25 protein-coding genes and 12 tRNA genes are annotated in these 25,634 nt (G+C 44.9%); 4 read left to right on the plus strand and 33 right to left on the minus strand.

All coding sequences use genetic code 11. From position 1 onward, the window contains the following. The 5 genes from B9A22_RS10650 to B9A22_RS10670 all read right to left on the minus strand — a co-directional run. On the minus strand, positions 1-437 hold a 437-nt coding region (locus tag B9A22_RS10650; RefSeq protein ID WP_176215373.1), incomplete at its 3' end, for an ABC transporter ATP-binding protein. Positions 438-454: 17 nt separating this feature from the next. Then, complete coding sequence (locus B9A22_RS10655) at positions 455-2,038, minus strand: ABC transporter permease (RefSeq protein WP_217805868.1); 1,584 nt, start codon at positions 2,036-2,038, stop codon at positions 455-457. 114 nt (positions 2,039-2,152) lie between these two features. Further along, complete coding sequence (locus B9A22_RS10660; protein ID WP_084575905.1) at positions 2,153-3,199, minus strand: Fe(3+) ABC transporter substrate-binding protein; 1,047 nt, start codon at positions 3,197-3,199, stop codon at positions 2,153-2,155. A gap of 242 nt (positions 3,200-3,441) precedes the next feature. Continuing rightward, entirely contained in the window at positions 3,442-3,858 is a 417-nt protein-coding gene (locus tag B9A22_RS10665; protein WP_084575725.1) for a DoxX family protein, read from the minus strand. 127 nt (positions 3,859-3,985) lie between these two features. After that, complete coding sequence (locus B9A22_RS10670; RefSeq protein WP_084575726.1) at positions 3,986-4,432, minus strand: MarR family winged helix-turn-helix transcriptional regulator; 447 nt, start codon at positions 4,430-4,432, stop codon at positions 3,986-3,988. Positions 4,433-4,494: 62 nt separating this feature from the next. On the opposite strand from B9A22_RS10670, the gene B9A22_RS10675 reads away from it, so the two are divergent. Next, on the plus strand, positions 4,495-4,686 hold the full coding sequence (locus tag B9A22_RS10675; RefSeq protein WP_084575727.1) for a hypothetical protein: 192 nt from the start codon (positions 4,495-4,497) through the stop codon (positions 4,684-4,686). Between the two features lie 128 nt (positions 4,687-4,814). On the opposite strand, the gene B9A22_RS10680 is transcribed toward B9A22_RS10675, so the two are convergent. The 7 genes from B9A22_RS10680 to B9A22_RS10710 form a co-directional block, all read right to left on the minus strand. Continuing rightward, a tRNA-Leu gene (locus B9A22_RS10680) sits at positions 4,815-4,903 on the minus strand. Positions 4,904-4,949: 46 nt separating this feature from the next. Beyond that, a tRNA-Cys gene (locus tag B9A22_RS10685) sits at positions 4,950-5,024 on the minus strand. Between the two features lie 7 nt (positions 5,025-5,031). Beyond that, positions 5,032-5,106: transfer RNA gene (locus B9A22_RS10690), tRNA-Gly, on the minus strand. Positions 5,107-5,111: 5 nt separating this feature from the next. Next, positions 5,112-5,187: transfer RNA gene (locus tag B9A22_RS10695), tRNA-Phe, on the minus strand. Positions 5,188-5,195: 8 nt separating this feature from the next. Further along, positions 5,196-5,272 (minus strand) — tRNA-Asp (locus B9A22_RS10700). A gap of 148 nt (positions 5,273-5,420) precedes the next feature. Next, a complete protein-coding gene (locus tag B9A22_RS10705) occupies positions 5,421-5,783 on the minus strand; it encodes a response regulator (RefSeq protein ID WP_084575728.1) in 363 nt (120 codons plus the stop codon). A 36-nt stretch (positions 5,784-5,819) separates the two neighbouring features. Beyond that, on the minus strand, positions 5,820-6,482 hold the full coding sequence (locus B9A22_RS10710; RefSeq protein ID WP_084575729.1) for a hypothetical protein: 663 nt from the start codon (positions 6,480-6,482) through the stop codon (positions 5,820-5,822). A 235-nt stretch (positions 6,483-6,717) separates the two neighbouring features. Between B9A22_RS10710 and B9A22_RS10715 the strand changes: the two genes are divergently transcribed. Genes B9A22_RS10715 through B9A22_RS10725 form a run of 3 tightly spaced genes read left to right on the plus strand, consistent with a single transcriptional unit; the run spans position 6,718 to position 9,396 of the window. Next, positions 6,718-7,794: an ABC transporter substrate-binding protein gene (locus B9A22_RS10715; RefSeq protein WP_084575730.1), complete on the plus strand. Its 1,077-nt coding sequence runs from the start codon at positions 6,718-6,720 to the stop codon at positions 7,792-7,794. Positions 7,795-7,825: 31 nt separating this feature from the next. After that, positions 7,826-8,572: an ABC transporter permease gene (locus B9A22_RS10720; protein ID WP_084575731.1), complete on the plus strand. Its 747-nt coding sequence runs from the start codon at positions 7,826-7,828 to the stop codon at positions 8,570-8,572. A 23-nt stretch (positions 8,573-8,595) separates the two neighbouring features. Beyond that, the gene (locus B9A22_RS10725) at positions 8,596-9,396 is read left to right on the plus strand and encodes an ABC transporter ATP-binding protein (protein WP_084575732.1); all 801 of its coding nucleotides are present in this window, start codon (positions 8,596-8,598) and stop codon (positions 9,394-9,396) included. Between the two features lie 42 nt (positions 9,397-9,438). On the opposite strand, the gene B9A22_RS10730 is transcribed toward B9A22_RS10725, so the two are convergent. From B9A22_RS10730 to mutM, 21 genes are all read right to left on the minus strand, one after another. Next, positions 9,439-9,514, minus strand: a tRNA-Trp gene (locus tag B9A22_RS10730). A 3-nt stretch (positions 9,515-9,517) separates the two neighbouring features. Continuing rightward, positions 9,518-9,592 (minus strand) — tRNA-Gly (locus tag B9A22_RS10735). Positions 9,593-9,601: 9 nt separating this feature from the next. Further along, a tRNA-Asp gene (locus B9A22_RS10740) sits at positions 9,602-9,678 on the minus strand. A gap of 316 nt (positions 9,679-9,994) precedes the next feature. Further along, complete coding sequence (gene pyrE, locus B9A22_RS10745) at positions 9,995-10,567, minus strand: orotate phosphoribosyltransferase (RefSeq protein ID WP_084575733.1); 573 nt, start codon at positions 10,565-10,567, stop codon at positions 9,995-9,997. Beyond that, entirely contained in the window at positions 10,567-11,286 is a 720-nt protein-coding gene (gene pyrF / locus B9A22_RS10750) for an orotidine-5'-phosphate decarboxylase (RefSeq protein ID WP_084575734.1), read from the minus strand. The genes pyrE and pyrF overlap by 1 nt, the downstream gene beginning before the upstream one ends. 29 nt (positions 11,287-11,315) lie before the next feature. Continuing rightward, positions 11,316-12,239: a dihydroorotate dehydrogenase gene (locus tag B9A22_RS10755; RefSeq protein WP_084575735.1), complete on the minus strand. Its 924-nt coding sequence runs from the start codon at positions 12,237-12,239 to the stop codon at positions 11,316-11,318. Then, complete coding sequence (locus tag B9A22_RS10760) at positions 12,236-13,003, minus strand: dihydroorotate dehydrogenase electron transfer subunit (RefSeq protein ID WP_084575736.1); 768 nt, start codon at positions 13,001-13,003, stop codon at positions 12,236-12,238. Before B9A22_RS10760 ends, B9A22_RS10755 begins: the two co-directional genes overlap by 4 nt. Beyond that, positions 12,996-16,217 (minus strand): carbamoyl-phosphate synthase large subunit, encoded by a 3,222-nt coding sequence (gene carB / locus B9A22_RS10765; RefSeq protein WP_084575737.1) that lies wholly within the window; start codon positions 16,215-16,217, stop codon positions 12,996-12,998. The genes B9A22_RS10760 and carB overlap by 8 nt, the downstream gene beginning before the upstream one ends. A gap of 2 nt (positions 16,218-16,219) precedes the next feature. Further along, positions 16,220-17,296: a glutamine-hydrolyzing carbamoyl-phosphate synthase small subunit gene (carA, locus tag B9A22_RS10770; protein ID WP_084575738.1), complete on the minus strand. Its 1,077-nt coding sequence runs from the start codon at positions 17,294-17,296 to the stop codon at positions 16,220-16,222. Further along, positions 17,293-18,582, minus strand: coding sequence for a dihydroorotase (locus B9A22_RS10775; protein WP_084575739.1), 1,290 nt, complete (start codon positions 18,580-18,582; stop codon positions 17,293-17,295). The genes carA and B9A22_RS10775 overlap by 4 nt, the downstream gene beginning before the upstream one ends. After that, a complete protein-coding gene (locus tag B9A22_RS10780; RefSeq protein WP_084575740.1) occupies positions 18,566-19,522 on the minus strand; it encodes an aspartate carbamoyltransferase catalytic subunit in 957 nt (318 codons plus the stop codon). Before B9A22_RS10780 ends, B9A22_RS10775 begins: the two co-directional genes overlap by 17 nt. Positions 19,523-19,841: 319 nt before the next feature. Then, positions 19,842-20,369: a DUF6691 family protein gene (locus tag B9A22_RS10785; RefSeq protein WP_084575741.1), complete on the minus strand. Its 528-nt coding sequence runs from the start codon at positions 20,367-20,369 to the stop codon at positions 19,842-19,844. Next, entirely contained in the window at positions 20,366-20,884 is a 519-nt protein-coding gene (locus tag B9A22_RS10790) for a YeeE/YedE thiosulfate transporter family protein (RefSeq protein ID WP_084575742.1), read from the minus strand. Before B9A22_RS10790 ends, B9A22_RS10785 begins: the two co-directional genes overlap by 4 nt. Positions 20,885-21,086: 202 nt before the next feature. After that, positions 21,087-21,172, minus strand: a tRNA-Leu gene (locus tag B9A22_RS10795). Between the two features lie 112 nt (positions 21,173-21,284). Further along, positions 21,285-21,370, minus strand: a tRNA-Leu gene (locus tag B9A22_RS10800). Between the two features lie 75 nt (positions 21,371-21,445). After that, positions 21,446-21,531, minus strand: a tRNA-Leu gene (locus B9A22_RS10805). A 101-nt stretch (positions 21,532-21,632) separates the two neighbouring features. Continuing rightward, positions 21,633-21,718 (minus strand) — tRNA-Leu (locus B9A22_RS10810). A 145-nt stretch (positions 21,719-21,863) separates the two neighbouring features. Then, a complete protein-coding gene (locus B9A22_RS10815; protein WP_084575743.1) occupies positions 21,864-23,501 on the minus strand; it encodes a peptide ABC transporter substrate-binding protein in 1,638 nt (545 codons plus the stop codon). 39 nt (positions 23,502-23,540) lie between these two features. Next, complete coding sequence (locus B9A22_RS10820) at positions 23,541-24,110, minus strand: lytic transglycosylase domain-containing protein (protein ID WP_084575744.1); 570 nt, start codon at positions 24,108-24,110, stop codon at positions 23,541-23,543. Between the two features lie 63 nt (positions 24,111-24,173). Further along, the gene (gene coaE, locus B9A22_RS10825; protein WP_084575745.1) at positions 24,174-24,785 is read right to left on the minus strand and encodes a dephospho-CoA kinase; all 612 of its coding nucleotides are present in this window, start codon (positions 24,783-24,785) and stop codon (positions 24,174-24,176) included. A gap of 15 nt (positions 24,786-24,800) precedes the next feature. Next, positions 24,801-25,625 (minus strand): bifunctional DNA-formamidopyrimidine glycosylase/DNA-(apurinic or apyrimidinic site) lyase, encoded by an 825-nt coding sequence (gene mutM / locus B9A22_RS10830; RefSeq protein ID WP_084575746.1) that lies wholly within the window; start codon positions 25,623-25,625, stop codon positions 24,801-24,803. Positions 25,626-25,634 lie beyond the last annotated feature (9 nt).

Consider the following 25,634-nt stretch of genomic DNA (forward strand, 5'->3'; position numbering starts at 1 on the left):
GCCCTTGCAACTGCTACTCTCTGCTGCTGACCGCCGCTAAGCTGGTAGGGATATCTATCTTTATACTCGTTCATATTAATTAGACTTAATAGTCGATTAACCCGCTCATCGCGATCTTTTTTAGGGATATTTGATATGCCAAAAGCAATATTGCTATGAACGGTAAAATGAGGAAACAGCGCATAGTCTTGAAAAACCATACCGATTTTTCTTTTTTCTGGCGGAACAAAACTATTCTTATCAGCCACTACCCTATTATTTATTGTTATACTCCCGGATGCCGGTACTTCCAAGCCTGCTATAAGTCGTAGCACAGTGCTTTTTCCGCTGCCGCTTAACCCGACAATAGAAACTATCTCTCCCTTTTCCACACTAATGTTTAAGTCCTTAAGAACATACTTATCTGTACCTTTATATTTAAATGATACATTTTTCAAGTCTAGAAACAATTGACTCACTCCTTCTCTGCTTTGGACAGATAGTAAACCGATATAGAACAGATGGCTATGATGATTAGCGCGGCCGGAGCACTATGCTGAATTCGTTCATCATGAGCATATTCGTACACCTTGGTGGCAAGTGTATTATAATTGAATGGACGTAATATAAGCGTTAGCGGCAGCTCTTTGGCCATATCCACAAATACCAAAGAAAAAGCACCTACTAAAGAAGGGATAATCATTTTAAAATCAACTTTGAAGAATGTTTCTGTGACACCACATCCTAAGGTTCTGGATGCCTCAAAAAACGTCTTCCCTATTTTCTCAAAACCACTTTCAAGTGTATTGCAGCCCACCGCTAAGAATCTGACTATATATGCGAAAAACAACATGTATAGACTGGTAATGACAGAGTATTCCCACGCGCTCTCTGTAAATTTATTTAACCACATAAACAATATCAGAACACCGATAGAAATAACAGCCCCTGGCACCGAATAGCCTACTACGGTAAGTTTAGCCGCAGTCCTGGCGAACATGTTCTGGCTGATTCGGGCGCTGTTCGTTATCACTATAGAACAGCAAACAATTATAGCAGCACAAATAACTGCTGCAACAACAGTATTGACTGCAGCATCAAAAAAGCTGGGTTCTAATACTTCATCATAGGTCATAGATGCCCATGCTAATAATTGAAAAAAAGGAAGTAAAAATCCCAGACTAAATATTATAAAACAATAGAAGCTGACTGCCAGTGCTTTTGTTTTGGGAAGTCTATGTAGTGCCAACACTCTAACCTTAGAAGTAGCGATAGCAAACTTCTTTTGACCCCTTACTATCTTTTCTAATAAGATAATTGAAACAATAAACCCCATCAAATACATACATAACCGAACAGCCGAGCTAATGTCCCCCATCCCGAACCATACCTTGAAAATTGCAATACTGAAAGTGTTAATCCCGAAATAACTGACAACTCCGTAATCGTTGGCAACTTCCATTAAAACTAAAGCACAGCCTGAGGCAATTACACCGCGCGAGACTGGAAGTATCACTTTGAAAAATATTTGCATATAATTCTTGCCAAGCATTCTGGCGCTTTCAATAAGTGATGCTGTGTACTTTGCCAAAAATGCCCTGCTTATAATGTACACATAGGGGAATAGGAAAAAGGTAAAAATGAATATTGTTCCTGGTACCGACATAATGTCAATCAAAATCATTTTGCCGAAAAGCAAGGTCAGTATTTTGGTGATAACGCCAGTATAACTGACCATACCGCTGTACGTATAAGCTCCAATATAGGCTGGTATTGACAACGGTAAAATGAGCGCCCACTTAAAAAACTTTCGTAACGGAAAATCAAAAACTGTAATTATGTAAGCAAGACTGACGCCAAGTAAGGCAGCAAAAAATCCGGAGAATACAAAAAGAATAGCGGTATTTATTATATATTCCTGAAGCAAGTACTGTTTGATATGTGGCCAATTTTCTGTCTCAGTTGATACAACACCAAATATAATATTCAGTGCCGGAATTATGGTAACAGCTATTACGGCAAACGCCAAAAGACTCCATGCATTCGATTCGTTTATCAATTTACTCGGTCTTATCAATGTTAATAATTCCTTTCACAGTATCTGCAATTAATATTGAAAAGCGAACAAGCATGAGGAGAATCTCATGCTTGTTCATTTTCGTGAATTCTATTCTTACTTCCAACCAATCTCGTTAAATATTTGAACAGCTTTCTTGTTGTTTTCGCCTAATTTTGAAAGATTAATGTCCTGCTTCTTGAAGGTACCCCACGACTTAAGAAGCGCTGAAGGCTCTACGTTAGGATTTACCGGATATTCAGTACTTGCTTCGGCAAATGTCTTTTGGGCATCGGCCTCTGATAAGAATTCAAGTAACTTCACAGCGTTGGTAACATTTTGGGAAGTCTTGACGATTCCGGCACCGCTTACGTTAACATGTGTACCTGTTGTATTTTGATTGGGGAAGAATACGCCAAGTTTCTCAGCAGCTTTGACTTCTTCCGCATCCTTTGAATTTAGCATTTGGCCAAGATAATACGAGTTCATAATCGCCACATCGCCCTTACCTGCGGCTATGGCCTTAGCTTGGTCTCTGTCGCCACCTTCAGGCTGTTTGGCAAAATTGCTCACAAGACCCTTAGCCCACTCTTTGGCTTTGTCTTCACCATTCAGCTCTATGAACGAAGCCAGCATTGATTGATTGTAAATATTGTTAGACGACCTTGTTACAATTTTGCCTTTCCATTTAGTAGCAGTTAGATCTTCATATGTAGACAGTTCCTCTTTATTGACCCTATCTTTAGCGTATACCAACACCCTGGCTCTCATCGTCAAGCCTGTCCACATTTTATCTTTATCGATAAAGTTTGCAGGAATATTCTTTTCTATCACAGGGCTTTTGATAGGCTGTAACAGGCCAGCTTCTTTTGCTAGGTGAAGATTGCCGGCATCAGAAGTAATATAAATATCGGCTTTACTACTAGCGCCTTCAGTTTTTATTCGTTGGATAAGTTCTTCACCACTGGCTTTAATAAGATTTACCTTAATGCCAGTTTTATCTGTGAAAGCTTTGTAAATTGCATCATCCACACCAGGATAATGCCTAGCTGTGTAAACATTGACTTCTTTGGATTCAGGCTGACTGGTTTGGGGCACAGCTGACTGCTTTGTGGAGGCGCAACCGGCAAACACAAGAGATGCTGACATTAGTAGTGATAACATTAGAGTAATAGGCTTCTTCACTTTCTACAATACCTCCGACACAATTAACTGATAATGAATTTCATTATCGTGACTAAATGATAACATAAAATGTCATTATTGGTCAACTAGGTATCCTTTTTAAAATGTCATTATTTTAAAGTTTGAATTAGCATTGTTCAATATGGGAATTCAACAAAAAAAATTTACGCTAGTTATGAAAATGTAGACCTTGGAACTACGAATTCCAAGGTCTACAGAGCTTACTGCTTTTGACAACGCCCATCGATACTGTACCGGCCAGGTCCAATCAATATCAAACTAAGAAATACAATGCCGACCTCGATAGCTTGCGAAGCGCCACCCAACCCAGCTCCAGTACTAAACTTTAATACAACAGCAACAACCATGTTAAAAGCTAGCATCATAGCAACTGGACGGGTTAAGAAGCCGACAGCAATTAGAATTCCTCCAAAAAATTCAGTAGCGGCAGACATAAATCCCCAAAATGCCGGTGCAAAGCCAACACCCAAAAACTTCATAGCCATCCCGAGTTTTACCCAAGTCTCAGTTCCACCAAAAATTTTTGGCCAGCCATGAAAAACAAACATTAATCCAATTCCCACACGCAATAGTAATATCCCTAACTCTCTATGCTTGTCCCAGTTTCCTAATATCATTTTTTTCTACCTCCTGATGTTATTCCAAAGTGTAATTTATAAAAACCATAGATACACCACTTATTCGCTCCGCTAATCCTCCTCAAACCTTGAATTTATCTTAAATTAAAGATATTTGGTTAAATTTTTAGTGACTCTCCGCCCAGAGGCCGATTTTTTTTACTAAATCAATCGCAAACTGTTTTTCTTCTACCGTTAGCCCCTGAAATGCTTTTGTTAAAGTTTCCGCATGCTGTGGGAAGATTTCAGCCAATAACGCCTTTCCATGTTCTGTCAAAGTTGCGTACACAATTCGCCGATCTTCCTCACAAGGTTTACGCTCAAGTAAACCCTTCTTCTCAAGTTTATTAATTACATATGTGATACTGCCACTGGTAATTAATATCTTCTCACCTATTTGCTGGAGTGGGTGGGGCCCTTTGTGATACAGGAGTTCAAGTACTGCGAACTCAGTCTGGTTCAATCCGTAACGCCTGATATCACGCCGGTCTAATTCCATAAGCGTGTTGTGGGTGCGAGCTAGAACAGTGAACAGTTTTAATGCTAGGCTCTGCTCGTAGCTATCTTGGCTCATTCTCTCTCTCCTAGCGACTTACTATCGATTCTCTTTACTTCAAGATAATTTTAAAATATATAATGCCAAATGTCAAGAAGGAGTCAGTATCTAAACAGGAATTTCGTGATAAAGAAAACACGACTTGCGACGAGCCTTTGGCGACAGCGGAAGCTTTCACAAAGGATAAATATACACATGATACTGCAAAAATGCAGGAGGGGATTGCCGAGAAATTATCGGAGATCTGGAGTAGAAAAAGTGCAGAAAAATAAAATAGGACCGTCAAGATAGACGGCCCAAAATTCGGAGTTAGAGCATTGTGTTGTCAAAATGTCTTCAGGACCCATCGGACTATGAAAATGAAAAAGACTTCGCAATGACTGCGAAGTTTTCTTCATACTGGTGCCGAGGACCGGAATCGAACCGGTACGGAAATTTCTTTCCGACGGATTTTAAGTCCGTTGCGTCTGCCAGTTCCGCCACCCCGGCATGTAATTAATTAAAAAACCACATATGTGGCTCTTATTATGTTAGATGGAGGCGACACCCAGATTTGAACTGGGGAATAGAGGTTTTGCAGACCTCTGCCTTACCACTTGGCTATGTCGCCACAACAATGGAGCGGAAAACGAGATTCGAACTCGCGACCCTCGCCTTGGCAAGGCGATGCTCTACCGCTGAGCTACTTCCGCGCAAATGGTGCCTCAGGGCAGAATCGAACTGCCGACACGAGGATTTTCAGTCCTCTGCTCTACCGACTGAGCTACCGAGGCGTGTAAATTGGCGACCCTGAACGGATTTGAACCGTCGATCTCCGCCGTGACAGGGCGGCATGTTAGACCGCTACACCACAGGGCCGCTTAATAAATCGCATAATCTAGTATATATCAGTCTTTTATTAAAGTCAATACTGAATAAAATCCCAATTTTTATACCAGCTATACACTGACGGAATATATTATATCTCAATAGAAATAACCCGTCAAGTACTTTAGAAAATCGGATTTTATCCTGCCAAAACCTTATTTACTGTTTCTGCTACCTGATCAGGCTCAAAGGGCTTTATGATAAAGCTTGATGCACCTGCTTTGAGAGCGTCCGTAATGATACTTCGTTGACCAATGGCTGTGACCATGATAATACGGGCTAGTGGGTCTTCCTCATGAATATGCTTTACTGCTTCAATGCCGTCCATTATCGGCATAGTAATATCCATAGTAACCAAATCTGGTTTGTACTGGCGGTATAATTGTACTGCTTGTTTTCCGTCACCCGCTTCGCCAACGATCTCATGACCATTATCTGTTAACAGCTTTTTCAACATCATTCGCATGAATGAAGAATCATCGCAAACTAAAATCTTTGCCATCAAGTAACCTCCTGCGTTTAGCGCTCTACCTAACTATCATTGTAGCTTTAACCGTAATTTCTCAAGCATTGGATTCAGATTATCATTTAACCTTCCCTCAAGTTCAGGCAGCGTCTTGGCATCGAATTCAGCCGTCGGAATTGGCGTTCGTCTGAGGCGTATTTCACTAAAGAATTGATCGCGAAATATATTGTAATTTACAACCAGGTTACTCTCTGTAGCAAAGTCACTATAGTCTATTATAACATAAGAACCGTTCAATCCTTTAAATGGTTCTTGCGGTGTTATAAAAAGTTCAAATCCGGCTAAATTCTTAGGCAGCTGGAGCGCATAAGGCCACTCGAGAATTTTCTTTGATGCAAATTGCGCACATAAGCAGTTTGCATCAAATTGAGCTAAACCGCAAAGTGTTTTTTCCATCCGTTCTCTCAATAGCTTTTCCAGCGCTGCTATGTTTGCGGTAAAAAAGCTGATATCGCAAAACTCTGTTAATCCAATTACCGTACGAACTAAAAAGTCTTTAGTAGCTTTATCATATAAAACAGTAAAGCTACGCCTAGCTTTTTGATTATTATATGTAAAAATACGGTACTGGGAGCCGCATGTCATTAACTCGTTAATGAGCGTGAAGCCGCACATCTCTAAGGGAAGATTTTGCAAAAACTCCCACTCTGTTACTTGTTTAACAATTTTTTCCATATAGTAGTCCTCTCCTATTAACCGATATGACTATATTCTTGGCTACCCTAAAAAAAACCTGCCTGCCAAGTAACCAAAAAATAAACTCAGAATAGTATGAAGTAGCTCCTACGTAAAGAAAACACGGCTTGCGCCGAGCCTCTGGCGAAAGCGGAAGCCGCTGTTGCCTTATCCAGACGGAAAGTTATACTTTCTTACAGGAGAACAAATTCTAAAATCACAAGGAGGGAACAATATGTTAAAACGTTGGGGAGGACTGGTGTCAGTCTTACTTGTATTCACCTTTTTCATTACGGCTTGCAGTCTGGCGCCTACTACCCAGGTTTCACCGGCAAAAGGGATTGCCTGGGCTCCTGGATTAACTGCACTGCCGCAGGAAACTGTGGTAAAGGTTGGCATGAAGCAGGTTATTTCTGATGCAGGTATTCTTATCGGTATGGCCAAAGGCTATTATCAGGACCTTGGCATCAAAATTGATCCGATACAATTCAATTCAGGTCAGGAGATGATTAATCAGTTGGCCGCCGGACAATTAGATGTCGGCGCAACCGTAACTGCCGCTGGGCTTTTAAATGCCATGTCCCGCGATATACCGGTTAAAATCGTGGCCGACAAAGGTATTAACGTTCCCGGACAGGGATACTATCGCTTAGTCGTGAGAAAAGATCTTGCTAATGACTTGAAAGACTTTGCAGACCTGCGCGGCAAAAAAATTGCTGTGGTTGGTACGGCTTCTTTAGATGAGATATGCCTGGCACGGGTTTTAGCCAAAGGCGGCTTAACGACCAAAGATATTGATATGCAGGTAATCCGCGCATTCCCTGATATGCTAGTTTCCCTGGGCAATAAGAGCATTGATGCCGCCATGGTCATTGAGCCCTTTGTAACCCAAGGCATTGCCAAAGGTATTGTTGACCCCTGGAAAGATCCGTCTGAATATGACCCAGATGCCCAAATCGCCCTGTTAGTATACGGTACTAGTATGACCACACGTCCAGATGTAGCTAATCGCTTTATGACTGCTTATGTAAAATCTATGCGTGACTACAATGATGCTTTTTTCAAAAATAAAAACAAATCTGAAGTAATCAACATGCTCTGCAAATATTCGGTTATCAAAGACCCAGCCTTATATGAAAAAATGTTCCCTACCGGGCTTAATCCTGACGGCTACCTCCGGATGAATGGAATTGCTGCTGATTTAGCGTGGTACAAAGAAAATAACCTGCTTAAGTCTGAAATTAAACTGGAAGATGCTGTTGATAACAAGTATGTAGATTTTGCCGTGAAGACCTTAGGCAAATATCAATAAACCCTATGTTGTATACCGGGAGCTGATTTAGGTGAAAACAACTATTTCTATACTTTCGCCATTAACCCTCTTATTTCTTTGGGAAGCGGCAGCCCGTTTGGGGTTTGTTGACACCCGCCTGCTCTCAAGCCCGTCGCTAATTCTTCAGGCTTTTTTCCCATTGCTAATTTCCGGCGACCTTCTTTACAATACCTGGGTGAGCGTTCTAAGGGTCATCTGGGGTTTTATCGCCGGAGCTCTTCCAGGAATTCTCCTGGGCATGAGCATGGGGCTATCCCCCCTTGTCCGTTCAGCGGTCGAGCCCATGATCGCAGCTACATATCCAATTCCTAAATTAGCCATTATGCCGTTGATTCTCCTAATCTTTGGCCTAGGAGAAACCTCTAAGATATTTACAATCGCTATCGGCGTATTCTATCTGGTAGCCATTAATACTATGGCTGGGGTATTAAACATTGACAAAATCTATCTGGAAGTCGCCAAAAATTTCGGTGCCAGCCGCAAGGATTTCTACCTCACAGTAGCTTTACCTGGAGCGCTGCCTATGATATTTGCCGGACTCAAGCTTGGCATGGGGATGGCTCTTATCCTGATTGTTGCCGCTGAGATGTCGGCTGCCAAAGCCGGCGTAGGCTGGATGATATGGCGCGCCTATGACATGTTTGATATTGAGCAGATGTTTGTTGCGCTGATTACGCTATCAGTGCTTGGCTATATCTTTTCTCTTATACTTGATTGGCTGGAACGTCTGGTGCTTCCGTGGAAGCAGGCCAGCTAAGGAGATTTTAAGGAGGTGCGGTTATGCCTTACGACAGCACCAGCATTGTCTTAAACAATATCGGAAAAACGTTTATTACAAGCCGTGGTCAGGTGACCGCTCTTACTGACATCAACGTTTCTATCGGTGATGGCGAGTTCTTTTCTATTGTCGGGCCCAGTGGCTGTGGTAAAACTACGCTGCTCCGCATCCTCGCTGGCTTAGACACCGCATCTATTGGTACAGTTGATGTTACAATTACAACAGGCGACCGTCCGGTAAACTCTATGGTGTTTCAAGAACAGTCGGTATTCCCCTGGCTCACAGTAATTGACAATGTTGCGTACGGCCTTAAGCTCCGGGGCATTCCTAAAAAAGAGCGTTATAAAATTGCTGAAAAATATATCCGGATGATTGGTCTAACTAAATTTGCTAAAGCATATCCCCATCAACTTTCAGGCGGTATGAAGCAGCGGGTAAGCGTAGCCCGTGCATTTGCCAACAACCCCGAAATCCTGCTGATGGATGAGCCCTTCGGTGCGCTTGATGAGCAAAATAGAATCCTTCTCCAACAGGAACTACTGCGCATTTGGGAATTAAGCAAAAAAACGACCGTTTTTATCACCCATAGCATTGATGAAGCCTTATGCCTCAGTGATCGCATCATGATTATGACAGCACATCCTGGCACCGTAAAATCAATTGTAGACGTTGATCTGCCTCGCCCGCGTGATATCGCTTCGATCCGGACTACGCTTCGCTATAATGAACTGTTCCAGACTATTTGGCTGACACTGCGCGAAGAGGTATTAAAGGTGAAAGAGTTGGAGCTGGCTGACAGCTAATAAAAAAGAACGCCATAAAGGCGTTCTTTTCATCTTTTTTTGTGGCAGGGGCAGAAGGACTTGAACCCTCAACCAACGGTTTTGGAGACCGCTACTCTACCAATTGAGCTATACCCCTATATGGAGCGGAAAACGAGATTCGAACTCGCGACCCTCGCCTTGGCAAGGCGATGCTCTACCGCTGAGCTACTTCCGCAAATCAGGATGGCGACCCCGAACGGATTTGAACCGTCGATCTCCGCCGTGACAGGGCGGCATGTTAGACCGCTACACCACGGGGCCGTGTTAATTATTTCTCCCTGACGAGTTCTAATAATACCATGCTTTCGACATAATATCAATAGCAACTGGCGTTTATTTAAGAAAATTATTTTCTTCTAGCTCTCTTTTTGGCTATATATTGGCTGTTTACTATAGATTTTAAGTAAATAAACGGCTGACTACCGGTAATTAAAAGCAATATAAATTAACATAAAGTAGACAGAAAAGCGAGATTGCCACGCGCCTTCCTCACAATGACTAAAATTCAGGGTCATTGCGAGGAGGTACGACGAAACAATCTGACTTTTCTAAACAGCAGTGTCTCTATAACACAACCTTACAGCTTACGGCTGCCACGCTTTGTTATGGCTACACCTTCTTTACAAAGTGGACAGTTTTCCGGTTGATAAGTAGGAACAGTCAGGTGTAGGAGCGCCTGGGACGGAATACCGAAACCTGCCTTACCACCGCTGCGGTCAACCAGTATACCCACGGCCACAGGAATGCCGCCTTGCGCGCGCACTACGTCAACTACTTCTTGCACAGAGCCGCCTGTAGTAACAATATCTTCGACAATGAGTACACGCTGGCCTTGTTCAATGACAAACCCACGTCTTAATGCCATCTTACCATTTTCACGCTCAGTGAAAATAGCGCGAGTGCCAAGATGCTTGCCAACTTCATGAGCCAGGATAATCCCACCAGTCACAGGGCCGATCACAAGCTCAATGTTATCATTCTTAAAGCGTTCAGCGAGCGCTGCACAAAGCTTTTCGGTATGTTTAGGGTACTGCAATACCTGAAACTTCTCTACATATAACGGACTATGTAAGCCTGAGGTCAGTAAAAAATGCCCTTCTAATATAGCGCCTGTCTCAACAAATAATTGCCGAACTTCTGCTTCATTCATTATGCCTTCCTCATTTCTTCTAAAATCGCCAGTGCAGCCTCGCGCGGATCCCTTGCCGCAGTAATCGGCCGACCTACTACCAGATAGTGTGCTCCAGCTTTTAATGCATCGGCTGGCGTAGCTACCCGGCTTTGGTCATTTAAGGCCGCTCCTTGGGGGCGAACACCTGGTGTAATGATCGAAAAATCTTTGCCGCACGCTTCCCGGATAAGCTCAGCTTCCTGTGGCGATGCTACCACACCGTCTAACCCAGCCTCCTTGGCCATTCTTGCCAAATGTACAACTTGGTCGGGAATGCTGGCAGCAGACCTAAGTGAAGCCCATTCTGCCTGATCCATACTTGTCAGCACAGTAACGGCAATCAGCTTAGGGCGAGGAATCTCAAGACTAGCAGCTGTTTCGGCTACCTTCTCTACAGCCGCCCGCATCATGGCTGGGCCGCCTGATGCCTGGACGTTAATCATGGCTACCCCCAACCGAGTCAGTGACGCAGCACCTTGAGCCACAGTATTCGGAATGTCATGCATTTTTAAGTCAAGAAAAACGTCTTTACCTGCTTCGCGCAAAAAGGTCAGGCATTCCATGCCTACGCTGTAAAAAAGCTGCATACCTACTTTATAATAACTGACGGCGTCCCCTAATGTCTCGACTAATTGCCGTACTTCAGCCATGGTGGCGACATCAAGGGCTACAATCAAACGATTACGAACTTGATCCATTTAGCAAACCTCCATCTTACGCGATTCTTTTAGTTACAATTGACTTTGCCAATAAGCTCGCTTACCTGTGTTAAACCGCGTTTAGTAAGGTAGTCTCTGATTCCTTCAGCCATTTCAACTGAGATGTATGGGTTAACAAAATTGGCAGTACCAACAGCCACTGCACTCGCTCCAGCCAGCATGAATTCAATAGCATCCTCTGCTGACATAATCCCGCCCATGCCAATAACCGGTACATTAACGGCTTTTGCCACCTGCCATACCATCCGCACAGCAACCGGCTTAACAGCCGGGCCGGACAAGCCGCCGACCGTATTACCCAGGACAGGCCGCCAGGTCCGAATGTCAATCGCCATACCCAGCAGCGTGTTAATCATGGAAATAGCATCAGCACCAGCCGCTTCGACAGCCCTAGCCATCAACACAACATCTGTAACATTGGGTGACAATTTAACAATGACAGGCAGGTTCGTCTTAGCTTTTACCGCTCGTACTACTTCAGTCGCACTGTCTGGGCAAGTGCCAAAAGCAATTCCGCCTTGCTTAACATTGGGACAGGAAATATTGACTTCCAGACCAGCTATGCCAGACTGATTAAGTCGTGCTGCCAATTCGCCATATTCTTCTACAGTATTACCAGAGATATTGACAATGACAGGCACTTGATACTTGGCCAATTTAGGCATTGTTTCAGTAACAAATTCCTCAACACCAGGGTTTTCCAGGCCAATAGAGTTAAGCATGCCTGCCGGAGTTTCTGCCATGCGCCGACCGCTATTACCTGCCTTAGGTGCAAGCGTTGTCCCTTTAACTACTATGGCACCAACCTGGTTTAAATCAACAAAGTCGCTATATTCAAGTCCAAAGCCGAAGGTTCCTGACGCTGTCATAACCGGCGTCTTCATCTTTATCCCAGCAATATCAACAGAAAGCATGTTGTCGGTTATGCTCACCACGCCACCTCCCCGGCCCAGAATACCGGCCCGTCAGTGCACACCTTATGCCGCTTGCCACTGCTGCTGGCACAGGTACAGGACAAGCAGGCGCCAACGCCGCAAGCCATATATTCTTCCAAAGAGACCTGACAAGGAATACCGTTGCGGGCCGCAGCCTCAGCCACACCCTTAAGCATGGCGTGCGGACCGCAGGCGTAGATAATATCAAACTTATCTTGTTTTAATAATTCAGGCAGGATATCGACCGTAAAGCCACGGTGGCCGACACTGCCGTCGTCGGATGTAATATGGATATTCTGACACACCGATGTGTAAATGCTAGGCCAAAATAATTCCTGTTCATTGCGTCCGCCCATCAGCACAGTGGCTGGGCGTGAACAAAAAGCTTTGGCCAGCATAACGAGAGGCGCTAGACCCATGCCGCCCCCTACTAAGAGGGGGCGCTGGCCGGTTAAAGCAAACCCATTGCCCAGCGGCCCCATACAATCAATATTGTCTCCTGGTCGAAGCTTTGTCATTAAAGCCGTCCCTCGACCAACAACCCGGTAGATGATAGTGAGAGTTCCCTTGGCTGCATCACAGTCGGCAATACTAAACGGCCGCCGCAGAAGCGGATCAAGGGTATCGGCCAGCCGGATATGGACAAACTGGCCAGGACGGGTGATACTGGCAATCTCGGGTGCAGTCACTACCAACTCAAATACATCCCCAACAATGGTACTGTGTTCAATTACTTGAGCTGTTACACAGGTTTTACTCACGGACTCTTTCGCCTCCGCCTACATAGTCCTGCAGTGCCAGCACATAGAGGAACTTTCTTTGGCGAATGATGCTCAGTACATCAAGAACAGCGGTGGCTGTATCCATTGAGGTCAGACATAAGAGCGAATGTTCTACTGCAGCCCTTCTGATTTTGAAACCGTCACTTTCAAAGTCCCGTCCCTTAGTTAAGGTATTAATAACCATATTTATTTTGCCAGCCTTGATCATCTCAATAATCTGAGGCTGCTGTTCATGCAGCTTAGGCACCGTGCTTACCCTTAAGCCCAGTGACCGGAGGTACTCAGCAGTACCGCTGGTAGCAATAAGCTCATAACCAATTTTGGCAAACTCTCTTGCGATTTCCCCAGCCTCGGGTTTGTCTTTATCGGCAACAGTAATAAGTACTGTTCCCTCTTGCGGCACATTCATTCCGGCACCCAAAATGCCTTTATATAAAGCTCTGGCATATTGATAGTCAATCCCCATGACCTCACCGGTTGATTTCATTTCTGGTCCAAGCGAGATATCTACTTGCTGCATTTTAGCGAAAGAGAATACCGGCACCTTTACCGCAATGTACTCTCTGGCTGGCATAAGCCCAGGAACGTATCCCATCCCTTTTAGGGTATCGCCAAGTGCTATGCGGGTAGCCACATCGACCATTGGCACATCGGTAATTTTGCTCAAGAAAGGGATTGTCCGGCTAGACCGTGGATTTACTTCAATTACATATACTTCGTCATCCACAATTACATATTGGATATTGATTAAGCCTTTTACCTGAAGCCCTTTCGCCAGGCGTCCAGTATAGTCGACAATTGTATCTATTACGTTTTGCGACAGCGTCTGGGGTGGATATACGGCGATACTATCGCCAGAGTGTACACCGGCACGCTCGATATGTTCCATAATGCCTGGGATAAGGAAATCATCGCCGTCAGCTATGGCGTCAACCTCAACCTCAGTACCCTGCATATAGCGGTCAACCAGAACCGGATGTTCAGGTGATGCTTTAACAGCCCGCACCATATAATCCTTTAACTCAGCTTCGTTGTAGACAATTTCCATGGCCCGTCCGCCAAGTACATAGGACGGACGAACGACAACCGGATAGCCGATACGCGCAGCCGCCGCTGGAGCCATAGCAGCATCAGTAACCGTTTCACCTTTAGGCCGTGGAATATTAAGTTGCCCTAAGAGTTCTTCAAATTTTTCCCGGTCTTCAGCCCGGTCAATCCCTTCCACACTTGTGCCAAAAACTTTGACACCAGCTCTTACTAGTGGTCCCGCAAGGTTAATGGCCGTCTGTCCGCCGAACTGGACGATGACACCATCAGGTTTTTCTTTATCAATAATATTCAGTACATCTTCGGGTGTAAGCGGTTCAAAGTACAGACGATCTGAGGTGTCAAAGTCAGTAGAAACCGTTTCAGGGTTATTATTGACAATAACCGATTCGATACCCATTTCTCTAAGCGCCCAGACTGAGTGCACCGAGCAATAGTCAAATTCTATGCCTTGACCGATACGAATGGGGCCTGAACCCAGCACCATAACTTTGCGCTTATCGGTTGTCACAACCTCATCTTCTTGCGCATAGGTCGAATAGTAGTACGGTGTAACAGCCTCAAACTCGGCCGCGCAGGTGTCTACCATCTTATAACTTGGAATAATATTGGCCTGTTTGCGCATTTTCCTGATTTGGAAGACTGTTTTGCCAGTAAGCTCAGCAATGGTCTTATCGGCAAAACCTATTTTCTTGGCAGCAAGCAGCACTTCATTCGACAATTCTTTGCTGATTTGCCGTTCCATGTCCACAATGTTTTCAATCTTGTCTAAGAAAAAGTTATCAATGGCTGTTATCTCATGAATTTCAGCTACTGTTACACCCCGGCGTATGGCCTCGGCAATAACAAAGGCTCGCTCATCATTGGCAAGGCTGATCTTTTCCTTTATTTCCTGATCACTCAGCTTGGCAAATTCGGGAATATACAGACGGTTAATGCCAATCTCAAGCGAACGCACAGCCTTCAATAACGCACCTTCAAAATTACGATCAATGGACATAACCTCGCCAGTGGCCTTCATTTGAGTGCCAAGAATCCGGTCGGCAAAGTTAAATTTATCAAACGGCCAACGTGGAAACTTAACTACCACGTAATCAAGCGCCGGTTCAAAGCATGCCTTGGTTTTGCCTGTTACTGTATTGGTAATCTCATCTAGGGTATAGCCAATAGCAATTTTAGTAGCGACTTTAGCGATTGGGTAGCCTGTGGCCTTGGAGGCCAAGGCACTAGAGCGGCTTACCCGCGGGTTAACCTCAATGACTATATATTTGCTGCTTTTAGGGTCAAGGGCGTACTGTACGTTACAACCGCCTTCAATTCCCAAGGAGCGGATGATTTTGAGCGAGGAGCTTCTCAGCATCTGGTATTCATAATCAGTCAAGGTCTGTGATGGCGCAACAACAATACTGTCGCCAGTATGAATGCCAACAGGGTCAAAATTCTCCATGTTACATACTGTGATGCAGTTATCAGCAGCGTCACGGATGACTTCGTACTCGATTTCCTTCCAGCCTGCCACACTGCGCTCAATAAGGGCTTGGCCAATCAGGCTGTGCTTCAGTCCTCTATTTACTGTATCAATAAGTTCCTCGTCACTGTGGGCAATGCCGCCGCCTGTCCCCCCCAGGGTATATGCAGGACGCACAATCAGTGGATAACCTATTTCCTGGGCAAATTTGAGCGCACTCTCAATATCTTCAACAATCGTACTCTCAGGAATAGGCTGGCCGAGTTCCTCCATAGTGGCTTTGAATAATTCTCTGTCTTCCGCCTTTTTAATGGCTTCGATCGGAGTACCCAGCAGCTCTACCTGATATTTTTCCAGAACACCGTTTTCAGCCAGTTTAACTGCCAGGTTAAGGCCAGCCTGACCGCCTAAGGTAGCTAAAAGGCCGTCCGGACGTTCTTTTGCGATAATCTCTTCTAAATATTCAGGGGTAAGGGGCTCAATATATACCCAATCAGCAATATTGGTATCTGTCATGATGGTCGCCGGATTGCTGTTGACCAGCACCACCTCAAAACCTTCTTCTTTAAGTGCCTGACACGCCTGAGTGCCGGCATAATCAAATTCGGCAGCTTGGCCAATCACTATCGGGCCTGAACCGATTACCATAACCTTACGCAGCTTTTGTTTTTTCGGCACCGTTAGTTCCCCCTTGCCTTATTCATTTCTTTGTTGAGTATTCTCATAAAGTCTTCAAACAAGTAGGTGCTATCATCCGGCCCTGGAGCGGCTTCGGGGTGATACTGCACAGAGAATACCGGCAAGCTGTTGTGCCGCATACCTTCAATAGTCTCATCATTAACGGCGCGATGAGTGACTGTCACGTCAAGCTCAGCAAGCGACTTCTCTTCGATCGCATATCCGTGATTTTGAGATGTTATATATACCCGGCTTGTTGATAAATCCTTTACCGGATGGTTGGAACCACGATGACCAAACTTCAGTTTATAGGTATCGCCGCCTAAAGCCAACGCTAACAACTGATGACCAAGGCAGATGCCAAAAATCGGCTTTTTGCCAATCAGTTCGCGAACTGTCGCCACAGGCGCATCTTTCGGGTCGCCAGGTCCATTAGACAAGAATATGCCGTCAGGATTAAGCGCCAGCACCTCGGCTGCACAAGTATGAGCAGGCAGCACAGTAAGGTCACAACCAGCTTGAGCCATGGAGTTTAAGATATTGCGTTTAATACCAAAATCCATAACCGCTATGCGGGGCCCATTGCCTGGTATCCGGTATACTTCCTTAGTTGTAACTTCATTGACAACCTCAATAAAAGGCGGTCTGCCAAACAGCTCAGCAATCTCGCTTTCCTGCGCATCAGCTGACACGATAACGCCCTTCATGGTTCCATGTGAACGTATCCGTCTGGTGATAGCCCGGGTGTCTACGCCATATATACAGGGAATATCCCTTGCTTGTAGATAAGAAATCAAGGAACCTTCTGCCTGCCAGCTGCTCGGTTTACCGCAAAGCTCGCTGACTACAAAACCGCGCACAAACGATTGTCTGGCTTGTTCAAATATGTCAGCAACTCCATAGTTGCCGATAAGCGGGTAGGTCATTGTTACAATTTGTCCACAGTAAGACGGATCTGTTAATACTTCTTGGTAACCGGTCATACCGGTATTGAATACTACTTCCCCAACTGCTTTAGTACCGGAAGCAAGCATCCCTTGGAAAACGCTGCCGTCTTCCAATATCAGTTTGCCAATCATTTAAGCACCTCGCCATTTTGCATAATTATACTGCCGTTCACTATAGTAATTAGCGATTTACCCCTTAAATTCCTGCCTTCAAATGGCGAATGTTTGCCACGGGTATAAAATTTTATGCAGTCTACAGTCCATTGATATTCAGTATCAATGATTGTAATGTCTGCCGGAGCGCCAACTTTCAGGACTCCACTCTCCAGGCCGAGAATTTTGGCAGGCCTATATGACATCTTTTCAATTACTTCTAATAGTGTTAGCTTCCCAGTGTGATATAATCCTGTCAGCACAACCCCCAACGCTGTTTCCAGTCCAGCAAAGCCGCTAGGAGCGTAACGGAACTCAACATCCTTTTCTTCAAAAGCATGGGGTGCGTGGTCGGTAGCAATTGCATCCAGTGTACCGTCTTTTAACCCGGCGACTAGCGCCTCAACATGGTCAGCTGACCGGAGTGGCGGATTTACTTTAAAGGCTGTATTAAACGTTTTTAGTTCATCATCAGTCAGTGTCAAATGATGGGGTGTTACTTCAGCCGTTACTTTTACACCCCGCTGTTTGGCTTGGCGGATAAGCTCAACCGCCCCTTTACTGCTTACATGAGCGATGTGGATAGGCGAGTTTGTATATTCAGCCAGCATAATATCTTTGGCTACCGCAATATCTTCAGCAACAGACGGCCGACCTTTAAGTCCCAGCATGGCCGATACCTCACCCTCATGCATGAAACCTTCACTGGCAAGTTCTTCATCCTCTGAATGAGTAATTACAGGCCGCCCAAACATTCCTGTATATTCAAGGCCAGTCTTTAAGAGACGGGTACTGTCCAGATGACCACCATCATCGGAAATAGCTACCACCCCTGCCTGAATCATATCACCGATCTCAGCAAGCTCCTTACCTTCCAAGCCTTTGCTGAGCGCACCAATTATTTTGAGGTTGACAACGCCTTCTGTTTGCCCTCGCTGGATTAAACCAGATACCAGGATTGAGTTATCGACAACCGGTTTAGTGTTCGGCATGCAGGCCACTGTAGTGAAACCACCCGCTGCTGCTGCACGTGTTCCTGAAGCAATGTCTTCCTTGGCTTCCAGGCCCGGCTCTCTCAAATGTACGTGCATATCAACAAAACCTGGTGTTACTACCAAGCCAGCAGCATCAAGAATCTCAGCCCCATCGATTGCAAGATTTTGGCCAATCTCAGCGATCCTGCCATCTTCGATTAATATATCGCCTACTGTATCCATGTTATCTGCCGGGTTAATAATTCGCCCGCCTTTAATTAGCAGCTTCAATGTGAGTCCCTCCCATCAACACCAAAAATAGCAGTGCCATTCTGATTGCCAGCCCGTTTTTTACCTGCTCTTGTATAGCAGACTGCTCGCCATAGGCTATGTCTGGAGCAATTTCAAGCCCTCGATTCATTGGACCCGGATGCATTAAGAGCACATCTTCTTTAGCTAGAGCTAACCGTTTGGCGTTAACACCAAATATACGGGCATACTCCCGCGCTGACGGGAACAGTCCTTTTTGCTGGCGCTCACGCTGAATGCGAAGTACATTCACGACATCAGCCTGATCGAGCGCTTCTTCAACGCGGTTATGGACATGTATACCGGTTTTTTCAATACCGCGTGGCAGCAGTGTTTGCGGTCCGGCAATATGGACTTCAGCCCCCATTGCAAGAAGTCCCCAGATGTTTGAGCGAGCTACCCGGCTATGTAAGATATCACCAATGATAGCCACTTTAAGTCCAGCAATCTTTCCTTTATATTGTTTAATGGTAAACATATCCAACAATCCCTGAGTCGGATGTTCATGTGCGCCATCACCAGCATTAATAATTACCGGTTTCACGACGCTTGCGGCAAATTGCGCTGAGCCTTCGGCCTCATGGCGCATAACGACAATGTCTACCCCCATGGCTTCGACGGTGAGGAGGGTATCACGCAGGCTTTCCCCTTTGGCAACACTGCTTGAGCTTGTAGAAATGTTAACAACGTCAGCGCCAAGATATTTGCCAGCCAATTCAAACGAGGTCCGCGTCCGGGTGCTGTTCTCAAAAAACAGATTAACGATTGATTTACCGCGCAGTGTTGGCGCTTTTTTGATATCGCGGTCGATGATGTTTTTCATTTCTTTAGCAGTATCAAGAATTAGGTCCATTTCGGCTGCAGACATAGTCTCAAGACCAAGGATATCCTTGTTTCGCAGCGATACTTGAGCTTTACTCATCACACACTCCCCCTTGATTTAAAAAAACAAACTCCTTGCCCGAATAAGCAAGGAGTTGTATCAATGGCCATGCCAAATAAGCATAATCAACTTGACAACATCCTTGCAGACCTCTCTGGGCCAACTTAAAGGATAGTATTTGTTATTATCAGATATAATAAAAGCCTTCTTGCCGTGAAAAGCGTACAAGAAGGCGTTGATATTCCTTACCGTCCCCCTTGCCAGCCTCACAGGACCAGCTTAAAGGCCATATTCTTATTGGTTAGATAATAACAGAATTCGCCAAGGGTTGTCAATAGTAATCTACAAGTATGCCTTCCTATAACCCCTTGCGTTCAAGCCAACGAAAGAAAAAAATCGTTGCAGCCACAAAAGGAACAATGATAAACCAGTGATTGACCGCTAAAACTTGTGGGATGGTAATTTTACCATAGTCACCCCAGGTAAGCACACTGGTTTTTAAAAAGGGATACGCTTCCGCATATAGCGCCGCCCCAACAAGCATCCCAAAAATTCCCCATAAGGCATCCAAACGACCCTCGCCCAACGCCCCTAGTGAAGTGCCTGGACAGTAGCCAACCAGCCCCCACCCTAGACCGAAAATGAGACCGCCCACAATAACTCCGCCTAAGATGGTTGGCTTGATCGCCAATTTAACCATCCCCAGGTCATATAAGAAATATACCCCTACCATGGCGACAACGATATGTGACAGCATAAATTTTACAATAGTCATATCTTTAAGAAGCAAAGCCGCTAATTGCTTGTCATAGCGAAGAACACGACCTTTTTGGAGGAAAAAGCCGAATAACACACCAGTTATGAAACCATAAACAAGTTCTGTCATGACTTACCACCACCCCGGTATAGAAGATTGGCTGTAATCAAACCACCAATAAAAAAACAGGCTAAAGCAATATACCCACTTACAGCAAGTTGCAGGGAACCACTTAATCCATGACCACTGGGACAACCATCTGCTAAACGGGCACCAAACATTGCAATTATACCGCCAGTAAAAGCTACTATCACCCGAAATGAGATTCGCGATCCAAAATTTTTCTCCCAGAGAGGTGGCAGCGCTTGCCAGCGAAAACTTCCTGAAGAGATAGCCGCTATGAAGGAACCTACGGCAATACCGATAACCATCATCCACTGCCAATCAATCATAGGGATTTCTTTGATAAAATAAGGCATCCCTGACACACGCTCAGGACTAAAAAGTTTTTCAACCATGCCGGTGGTCCGAACAAACGTGGTGGACGCACCAAGATACTTGCCTGCCAACCAAACTGAACCAATAGACACCAAACCACTTAATGCACCGGCCAAGTATGGATTCCAGCCTTGATCTTGCTTCATGACAAATCACTCCTTTTCCATATTTTTGTCACTCTGTTAAGAAGCACCGATTATCGCCATCCCTACGGGGCGGGGGTCTTATTATTATTATAGTAGTAAAAGTTTTTTTTTGACAATATCTCCAAAAAAATATTTATTATTTTCTCTAAAACAAAATAAAAAAGGCTTTTGATTTTACTCAAAGCCTTTTCACAATTTAATTTGGTGCGGTTGGTGAGACTTGAACTCACACGCCTTGTGAGCGCCACCCCCTCAAGATGGTGCGTCTGCCGATTCCGCCACAACCGCATGTAAATATATAATTGATGTTCTTCGCTCCACTCAGAACTAAGCGATTCACTCATATTCTTGTTTCGCTTTACAGCTCGCAATAATATGGTTCTCTGCTTATCGCTGCTTATGGTGCGGTCGAGTGGATTTGAACCACCACGAGGTTGCCCCCACTAGCTCCTGAGGCTAGCGCGTCTGCCGTTCCGCCACGACCGCATCTTTATGCTGATAACAATAAAATTATACGATAAAGCATTTATTTCGTCAAGAAAATTTCCATTAATATCTAATTGGTGCGGTAGAATGGATTTGAACCATCACGAGGTTGCCCCCGCCAGCCCCTCAAGCTGGTGCGTCTGCCGTTCCGCCACTACCGCGTATTATATATAGGATGTTCCGCGCTATCGCTTGGAACTAAGCGATTCACACAAGTTTCCGCGTCGCTCTCGCTCCTAAAAACTTGGTTCTCTGCTTAAATTGGTGCGGTCGAGTGGATTTGAACCACCACGAGGTTGCCCCCACTAGCTCCTGAGGCTAGCGCGTCTGCCGTTCCGCCACGACCGCATCATTATATTGTGTTACGTTAACGCAACATAATGTATCTTATCATAACAACAAAACATCGTCAAGCTCTTAATTTATAAAGTAGACTTAGCCGCTCTCAACGCCCACTTGAGGGAGTCTTAGAGCGGGTTAGTCATCGGACAAATTACTTAGCAGCGGCAAAGCCCCACTGCCAAGCGTTCCAGAGATTTCCCGAGGGTGTTGGATTAGGCTGATAGTTAGTAACCGACACCTTCACAACATCAATATTCCCTCTGAAATACAGAGGCACAACCGGACAATCTTCTCGAATAAAATCTTGAATACGAAAATAAATATCCTTCCGGGCCGTAATATCGATTGTTCGAACGCCCAGCTCAATCAGTTTGTCCACTTCCTGATTACGCCAACCAGGATAATTTTGTCCGTCATAAGCATTTGCACGACTTGGAATTTTGCGGGAATGCCAAAGATTGAGATTATCCGGATCTACACCGGCAACCCAGGCATATACCGCCGTTTCAAACCGCCTATTTTTCAGAACATCACTAAAAAACAGCGGTGCATCAATTGGCCGAACCTCAACTAAAATACCAATCTCTTTAAGCTGCTCAGCGATTTTTTGCGCAGTCTGTTCCCGTTGTTTATTTCCAGTCGGAGTAGCCAATGAAAAAGCCAATTTCTTATTGTCCTTAGTCAGAACTCCGTCAGGTCCTGGTTGCCAGCCGGCTTGAGCGAGCAAATCACGGGCGGCGTTTATATCCCTTGCGGGGGGCTGCTGCATTGGATTATAGGCCCAAGATAACGGCGATTGATCGCCATAGGCTGGGCTTGCTGCACCTTTAAGCACACTGCTAACAATGGCTTGTCGGTCGATTGTACTTGTGATGGCCTTACGAACACGAACGTCTTGAAATAGTGGGTTATCGAGATTAAAGTCCATATGTTCCCAGACCATTGTAGACGTAATAACTGTCCGCATTCCGTCTATGGCTTTTACTTGATCTAAGTATGAAAAGCCAATACTGCTAACAATGTCTACTTCGCCTGCTTTTAATTGGGTCAGGAGAAGGTTAGGGTCTGGGATAACTTTGTAAACAATACTGTCTAAACGCGGTTTTCCGCGATAATAGCCCGGATTAGCTTCAAAGGTAATTGCTTCGGCTATCTGCCATTCCTTAAATTTAAACGGACCAGTACCTATCGGAGCCCTGTTGAAAGATGCCTTATTTATATCGCCAGCACTTTCAAGCTTATGTTTGGGCAATATTGTGGTAAACAGCGTCAAGTAGGGGGCATAGTACTCCCGGAATTTTACTATAACGGTCTGCTTGTCAGGAGTATCAATTGAGCTAATCCGGTCATAGCCGTCACGCGAAACAATGTTTACTTTACGATTCATAATTAACTGCCAGGTGAACTTGACGTCTTCAGCGGTAAATGGTGTGCCATCATGCCACATTACCCCTGGACGGAGTCGGTAGGTTACCGTTAGACCATCAGGGCTTACACCGCCGTTGGCGGTTGTTGGCACATCTACAGCCAGATCTGGCAGCCATTCACCTTTGTCGCCAGTGATTAGCAGACCACTAAACACCAATTTTCCTACTTCGGCTGTAGCTAACAAATCTGACAGGAGAGGATTGAGTGTGTTTGGTTCTTGCAAACTTCCATACTTAAGCTGCCCACCTTGCTGAATAGCCACATTTTTTTTCTCAGGCGATGGAGTTTCTTCTCGTTGGCTGCATCCCACAGTGACAACAGCTATTACTATTAAAAATAGAATTATAAACTTACGCATCATTTATAAAACATTCTCCTCGTTACCCTTGTTAATCTAAAATCATCTTCCATATAATTCCTGATATCGTTTTTTACTATTGAGTACTCTTTCGACATACTCCCTGGTCTCTTTAAAAGGAATTTGCTCAATGTCATCAAAATCTTTTGACCACTCGTAACGCTGCATCCATTGTTTTACATTACCCCGCCCGCCATTATACGCAGCAAGATAGAGCACCTCATTCCCAGCGAATTCTTTCTTTAATGACGCCAGATACCAGGTGCCAAACCGGATATTTAAATCAGGATCATTCAGATCAGCGATCATAAAATTCTTTTGCTCACGCTGTTCGGCAATCCAGCGGCCTGTCTCAGGCATAATTTGCATTAACCCTATAGCGCCTTTAGGGGAACGGGCCTCGGCAAAAAATTTACTTTCTGTTCGAATAACACCGGCGATTAAAAAAGGATTAAGGTCATATTCGAGCGCATAGGTATATACCGCTTCCTGATATAAAAAAGGATACATATATTTTTTCTGAAACCAGTCGCTCGTGAACACAGTATAAATCCCTGTGACAAATAATAAAAGACCGATCATCAGGACTTTCAGCCAAGTCCAGATACGCAATAAAATCACTCCGCAATAAAAATCACTGTTTAAAAATATGTGCCTGCAAGGCAAAAAATGCTGCTATTCATTAGTACATTGTACGGCGTTTATTTCGTGCCAGGCCTTCAATACTTGTACTGTAGTGTTATCAATAGTCTTACTATTATTAATGACAACGTCAGCGTATTTTAATTTTTCATGTAACGAAAGTTGAGCCTTAATCCTGGCCATAGCATCCTCATAAGTACTATCGTCACGCATCATTAACCTGACAACTTGTGTTTTCTCATCAACATATACTACCCACACAGCATTGACCCGGGTATGCCACCCAACCTCGATTAACAGCGGCACATCCAGAACAATGATGTCATAGCCCTGGTCCTCTGCCTCGGCAATAGCAGCCATTGCTGCCTCCTCAATCCGTGGGTGAGTAATACACTCTAATCGCTCCCTGGCCCTAGTGTCCGCAAAGACGATTTGCCCCAGACGCTTGCGGTTAATTTGGCCATTCTCTTCGGTAATGTTTTTGCCAAATGTCTCAATAATCTCTTTCCAAGCCGGTTTACCTGGCTGGATAATCTCATGGGAAATTTTATCGGTGTCAACAATATAAGCACCCAGCTCACGCAGCATTTTACTTACCGTACTTTTTCCGCTGGCAATTGAACCGGTGAGTCCAATTAAATACATATATGTACCCCCCTGCTATTTTTGACAGTTAGGGCAATAGTGAGTTCCGCGCCCGGCCACCTCTTTGCGGGCGATGGCAGTACCACAGCGGTGGCACGGTTCGTTGGCCCGGCCATACACATTCAGGTGATGTTGATGACTACCACTTTGGCCTGCACCGTCGCGATAATCCCGAAAGGTTGTTCCACCATGGGCTATCCCATCAGCAATCACTTGATTAACCGCCTGATAGAGATACTTGGCTTCAACATCACTTATACTGTTTGCTATGCGTTCCGGATCTATGCCGGCAATAGCCAGCGCTTCATCTACATAAATATTACCAAGACCACCAATCAATTTCTGGTTCAGCAGCACAGGTTTAATTTTGGCCTGACGTTTGCTTAGCATGGTCGTAAAATAATCTAAGGTAAATTCATCTGACAACGGTTCCGGCCCCATAGAAGACAGGCCGGCAATGCGCCACAGCTCTTCCTGCGGGAGTAGATAAAGCGTTCCCAGCGTACGGGTATCAGCATACAGCAAAGCGTCACCATTATCTAAATCAAATATGATATGCGTAAACCGATCATAAACTGTGCCTGGTTTTACATAATACAAGCGTCCAGTCATCCGCAGATGAACGACCAGCACGAAATTGTTATCCAAATAGAAAAGTAGATATTTACCCCGCCGGCCTAATGTAACAATTGTCCGGTCGGTAATAATCGCCTGAAATTCAGGTGCGGTTGGCCACTTAATCAGGCGCGGCAAACCAATCTCAACGCGGATAATTTTGCGCCCCTCTACTTTACCGGTAAGCGTCCGACGAATGGTTTCAACTTCAGGCATCTCGGGCATAACGCACAC

This window comes from Sporomusa malonica (assembly GCF_900176355.1).
Classification (GTDB): domain Bacteria; phylum Bacillota; class Negativicutes; order Sporomusales; family Sporomusaceae; genus Sporomusa; species Sporomusa malonica.

Bases quoted from the DNA above. Each gene is read 5' to 3' on its own strand.
- B9A22_RS10660 (WP_084575905.1), bottom strand. From the start codon at position 3,199: ATGTTATCACTACTAATGTCAGCATCTCTTGTGTTTGCCGGTTGCGCC.
- B9A22_RS10665 (WP_084575725.1), bottom strand. From the start codon at position 3,858: ATGATATTAGGAAACTGGGACAAGCATAGAGAGTTAGGGATATTACTA.
- B9A22_RS10670 (WP_084575726.1), bottom strand. From the start codon at position 4,432: ATGAGCCAAGATAGCTACGAGCAGAGCCTAGCATTAAAACTGTTCACT.
- B9A22_RS10675 (WP_084575727.1), top strand. From the start codon at position 4,495: ATGCCAAATGTCAAGAAGGAGTCAGTATCTAAACAGGAATTTCGTGAT.
- B9A22_RS10705 (WP_084575728.1), bottom strand. From the start codon at position 5,783: ATGGCAAAGATTTTAGTTTGCGATGATTCTTCATTCATGCGAATGATG.
- B9A22_RS10710 (WP_084575729.1), bottom strand. From the start codon at position 6,482: ATGGAAAAAATTGTTAAACAAGTAACAGAGTGGGAGTTTTTGCAAAAT.
- B9A22_RS10715 (WP_084575730.1), top strand. From the start codon at position 6,718: ATGTTAAAACGTTGGGGAGGACTGGTGTCAGTCTTACTTGTATTCACC.
- B9A22_RS10725 (WP_084575732.1), top strand. From the start codon at position 8,596: ATGCCTTACGACAGCACCAGCATTGTCTTAAACAATATCGGAAAAACG.
- pyrE (WP_084575733.1), bottom strand. From the start codon at position 10,567: ATGAATGAAGCAGAAGTTCGGCAATTATTTGTTGAGACAGGCGCTATA.
- pyrF (WP_084575734.1), bottom strand. From the start codon at position 11,286: ATGGATCAAGTTCGTAATCGTTTGATTGTAGCCCTTGATGTCGCCACC.
- carA (WP_084575738.1), bottom strand. From the start codon at position 17,296: ATGATTGGCAAACTGATATTGGAAGACGGCAGCGTTTTCCAAGGGATG.
- B9A22_RS10780 (WP_084575740.1), bottom strand. From the start codon at position 19,522: ATGAGTAAAGCTCAAGTATCGCTGCGAAACAAGGATATCCTTGGTCTT.
- B9A22_RS10785 (WP_084575741.1), bottom strand. From the start codon at position 20,369: ATGACAGAACTTGTTTATGGTTTCATAACTGGTGTGTTATTCGGCTTT.
- B9A22_RS10790 (WP_084575742.1), bottom strand. From the start codon at position 20,884: ATGAAGCAAGATCAAGGCTGGAATCCATACTTGGCCGGTGCATTAAGT.
- B9A22_RS10815 (WP_084575743.1), bottom strand. From the start codon at position 23,501: ATGATGCGTAAGTTTATAATTCTATTTTTAATAGTAATAGCTGTTGTC.
- coaE (WP_084575745.1), bottom strand. From the start codon at position 24,785: ATGTATTTAATTGGACTCACCGGTTCAATTGCCAGCGGAAAAAGTACG.
- mutM (WP_084575746.1), bottom strand. From the start codon at position 25,625: ATGCCCGAGATGCCTGAAGTTGAAACCATTCGTCGGACGCTTACCGGT.